The organism is Flavobacterium branchiophilum NBRC 15030 = ATCC 35035 (assembly GCF_002217205.1).
GTDB classification, from domain to species: domain Bacteria; phylum Bacteroidota; class Bacteroidia; order Flavobacteriales; family Flavobacteriaceae; genus Flavobacterium; species Flavobacterium branchiophilum.
The window spans coordinates 1-3,397 of the sequence record NZ_MUGT01000137.1; the positions used below are offsets into that span (position 1 = coordinate 1).

The following is a 3,397-nucleotide window of genomic DNA, read 5'->3' on the forward strand; positions in this document are numbered from 1 at the left end:
TAATCTTTTAATCTTTTAAATCCGAATATACAAATACCTCAACAACAAGCTGTTCAACCTCTTAGTTTTTCCATTAACCTGTTGAGTTCAATCAACTCGTCATAGGATAATTGATTGGCAAATTGTTGCTCGTGTTCCATTACTTTAGGATCGAGTTCTAGCAACATTTCGAGGCCTTTATTTGTAATCATGACGTTCATTTTACGGCGGTTATCGGGGCAAATGTCCCGTGTTACCAATCCTTTTAGTAATAACTTATCAACCAATCGTGTGGTGTTACTGGTTTTGGCAACCATTCGTTCTTGTATCAAACACATATTGGCGGGCTGACCTTTTTGTCCTCTCAATATCCTCAAAACATTAAACTGCTCTGCCGAAATATCAAATTCTTTCAAAATTTCATTGAATTTTTCGGCCATTTGAACATTAGTCAATATCAAATTGAGGGTGGTTTTTTTGGCAATATCCAAGGTATTTGATTGTATTAACATTTCAATATTCATATCCTATTTTTATATGGGTTAGCATCCACCAATCGTCGTGTGGCATCGGTTTGCAAACTTCTATAAGTCTTTTTCTTAATAATAATGTAACCTCATCGTATGGTTTATTAATGCGACTATATACTAATTAATACAGCAAATTAGATGAAGCCATTTTTGGGCATTCCCACAACGGTCGGGCTATCCGTAGCAAACAACGTTCATTGAACTCCAAAAGAAATATAATATTGTGAAATAATTTTTAATTACCACATTCCAGAAACTATATTTGTTCAATACAACTACCCTTTTGGGGGCTGGGGGCTTCTAAATGATTTCCACTACTATCCCTAACTCAAAATCCTGCAAACATCAAAATACAACCATTAATATTAATCCATCAAAAAAACAACTTTTTTATATTGTTGTTTCATCATTTGTCATTACAATATTTGTAGGTACAAATGTAGTTTGATTTTTGTTTAAAAAAAATAATTTTGTGTTATTTTTTTGTTAAAACGATATAGTAAGAAAATTATATTTTTTATAACCGACTAATTTTGTTAATTTTGATAAAAAATTAATATTTATGAATTTATCACAAGAAGAATGGGCAGCACAATTGGAGGCTGACAGCAATTATGTAGTGCTAGATGTACGCACGGATGATGAATTTCAAGATGGCTACATTCCCGATGCTATCCAAATTGACATTCATCAAGGGCAAGGTTTTATGTATCGATTAGAAGAATTAGACAAAACAAAAAACTACTATGTCTATTGCCGATCTGGAGCTCGAAGTGCCAAAGCCTGTAGCATTATGAACGAATTGGGTTTTGAGAATACTTTCAATCTTGAAGGTGGCATCATGAACTGGGAGGGCGACATTATTGTACCGTAAATGCACAACTAAACTAAAAAACTAAACTACAACATAATGAATCTAATACCAAAAGAATATCAAATCGAAACGCTGTTACACCAAGACACCTATTTGTCTGATGGTGCATTAAAAAAATGGAACGGACCAACTACAAATGTCTATGCAACCATTTCTAGCACAGCCGTTTATGCACCAACCCATCTTGGCAGTATTCCAGCCATGGACGAAAAAACAGCATTAGAAGTTTTAGAATCGGCAGAAAATGCTTATCAAAACGGACAAGGACTGTGGCCTACTATGAAAGTAGTAGATCGGATTAGAGCCATGGAAAAATTTGTGCAACAAATGAAAACAACCCGTTCAGAAGTAGTCAAACTATTGATGTGGGAAATTGGCAAAACACTTGGCGATTCTGAAAAAGAATTTGATCGCACCGTAGAATACATCATCGATACCATAGAACACTACAAACAACTCGACCGCAACAGTGCTAGATTTACTAAAAGTCAGGGTGTAAATGCCATGATAAGACGTGGTCCTTTGGGCGTTGTTTTGTGTCTTGGCCCGTATAATTATCCGCTCAACGAAACTTTTTCATTATTAATTCCTGCCCTTATTATGGGTAATACCGTTGTATTTAAACCCGCCAAACACGGTGTTTTACTTATATCCCCTTTATTAGAAGCCTTCCGAAACAGCTTCCCAAAAGGGGTTATCAACGTTATTTATGGTCGAGGTCGTGAAGTAGCAGCTCCAATTATGCAAACAGGAAAAATAGATGTCTTAGCGCTTATTGGCAACAGCAAATCGGCCATTGCATTACAAGATTTGCATCCAAACAAAAACAGATTGCGTCTCATTTTGGGTCTCGAAGCCAAAAATCCAGCCATCATTTTGCCCGATGCCGATTTGGATTTGGCCATTCAAGAGTGTGTTGCCGGAACACTATCTTTCAACGGACAACGCTGTACAGCCCTCAAAATATTGTATGTACACGAATCTATTGCAGAGGCTTTCAATACTCGATTTGCTCAAAAAGTTGACGAACTCACCTTTGGCAATCCTTGGGAAAAAGGGGTGATGCTTACACCGCTTCCAGAAAAAGAAAAACCAGCTTACATACAAGAATTAATAGCCGATGCACAAGCCAAAGGGGCACAAATCATCAATACAAAAGGAGGAACGTTGTATGACAATTTTATTTTTCCTCCCGTAATGTTCCCAATTGCAAAAGACATGCGACTCTACAACGAAGAACAATTTGGTCCCATTGTGCCCATCATGACTTTTTCGAGCATTCAAGAACCCTTAAACGATATGGCTGCCTCCAATTACGGACAACAAGTAAGTTTATTCGGACAAGACATCGCTACAATAGCACCGCTTATCGACGCTTTGGTCAACCAAGTTTGTAGAGTAAACCTTAACAGTTCGTGCCAACGAGGCCCTGATTTGTACCCATTTACGGGACGAAAAGATTCGGCAGTAGGTACATTAAGTATTTTTGATGCCTTACGATCTTTCTCAATCCGAACTTTTGTTGCCTCTAAAGATAATGAGTACAACAATGCCATTTTGCAAGAGCTGCTTAATAGTAAAAATTCTAATTTTATCAACACCGATTATATTTTATAAAAATATATTTACACTAAAAAAATATACCTTTGCCAAAGTCACCTACTTGGGCAAAGGTTTTATTTTTAATGACATCTAAAACCCAAGTCAATACTACAAAAAAGACTGTTTTTCATAATTTGATGAAATAATACCAAATATACATATAAAATAGTCCAATCTACTGGTTCTTTTTTGCTAAAATAATTCAAAAAAATAGTTCCGTAGCCCAGCTATGCAACGATTTTTTTTGAAAATTTTTTCTAAAAAATAACTACGCATCTTTGGACTATTTTATAAATATATTTGGTATAATGTATCGTATATTCAAAATCTGAAATGGTTTTGCTAAACAATATTCGTCCTGTATTGTCGTATATTTGGATTTTCTTAATCGGACTAGGAGATTGCACTTGAA

3 protein-coding genes are annotated in these 3,397 nt (G+C 35.7%); 2 read left to right on the forward strand and 1 reads right to left on the reverse strand.

All coding sequences use genetic code 11. The annotated features are described in order from the left end of the window. Positions 1-53 precede the first annotated feature (53 nt). Positions 54-503, reverse strand: coding sequence for a MarR family winged helix-turn-helix transcriptional regulator (locus B0A58_RS13605; RefSeq protein WP_014083186.1), 450 nt, complete (start codon positions 501-503; stop codon positions 54-56). Positions 504-1,071: 568 nt separating this feature from the next. Between B0A58_RS13605 and B0A58_RS13610 the strand changes: the two genes are divergently transcribed. Both B0A58_RS13610 and B0A58_RS13615 read left to right on the forward strand, forming a co-directional pair. Further along, complete coding sequence (locus tag B0A58_RS13610; protein WP_089081517.1) at positions 1,072-1,383, forward strand: rhodanese-like domain-containing protein; 312 nt, start codon at positions 1,072-1,074, stop codon at positions 1,381-1,383. A 36-nt stretch (positions 1,384-1,419) separates the two neighbouring features. Further along, complete coding sequence (locus B0A58_RS13615; protein WP_089081518.1) at positions 1,420-3,000, forward strand: NADP-dependent glyceraldehyde-3-phosphate dehydrogenase; 1,581 nt, start codon at positions 1,420-1,422, stop codon at positions 2,998-3,000. The last annotated feature ends 397 nt before the right edge of the window (positions 3,001-3,397 follow it).

Coding starts and splice junctions, on each gene's coding strand:
- B0A58_RS13605 (WP_014083186.1), bottom strand. CDS start 503: ATGAATATTGAAATGTTAATACAATCAAATACCTTGGATATTGCCAAA.
- B0A58_RS13610 (WP_089081517.1), top strand. CDS start 1,072: ATGAATTTATCACAAGAAGAATGGGCAGCACAATTGGAGGCTGACAGC.
- B0A58_RS13615 (WP_089081518.1), top strand. CDS start 1,420: ATGAATCTAATACCAAAAGAATATCAAATCGAAACGCTGTTACACCAA.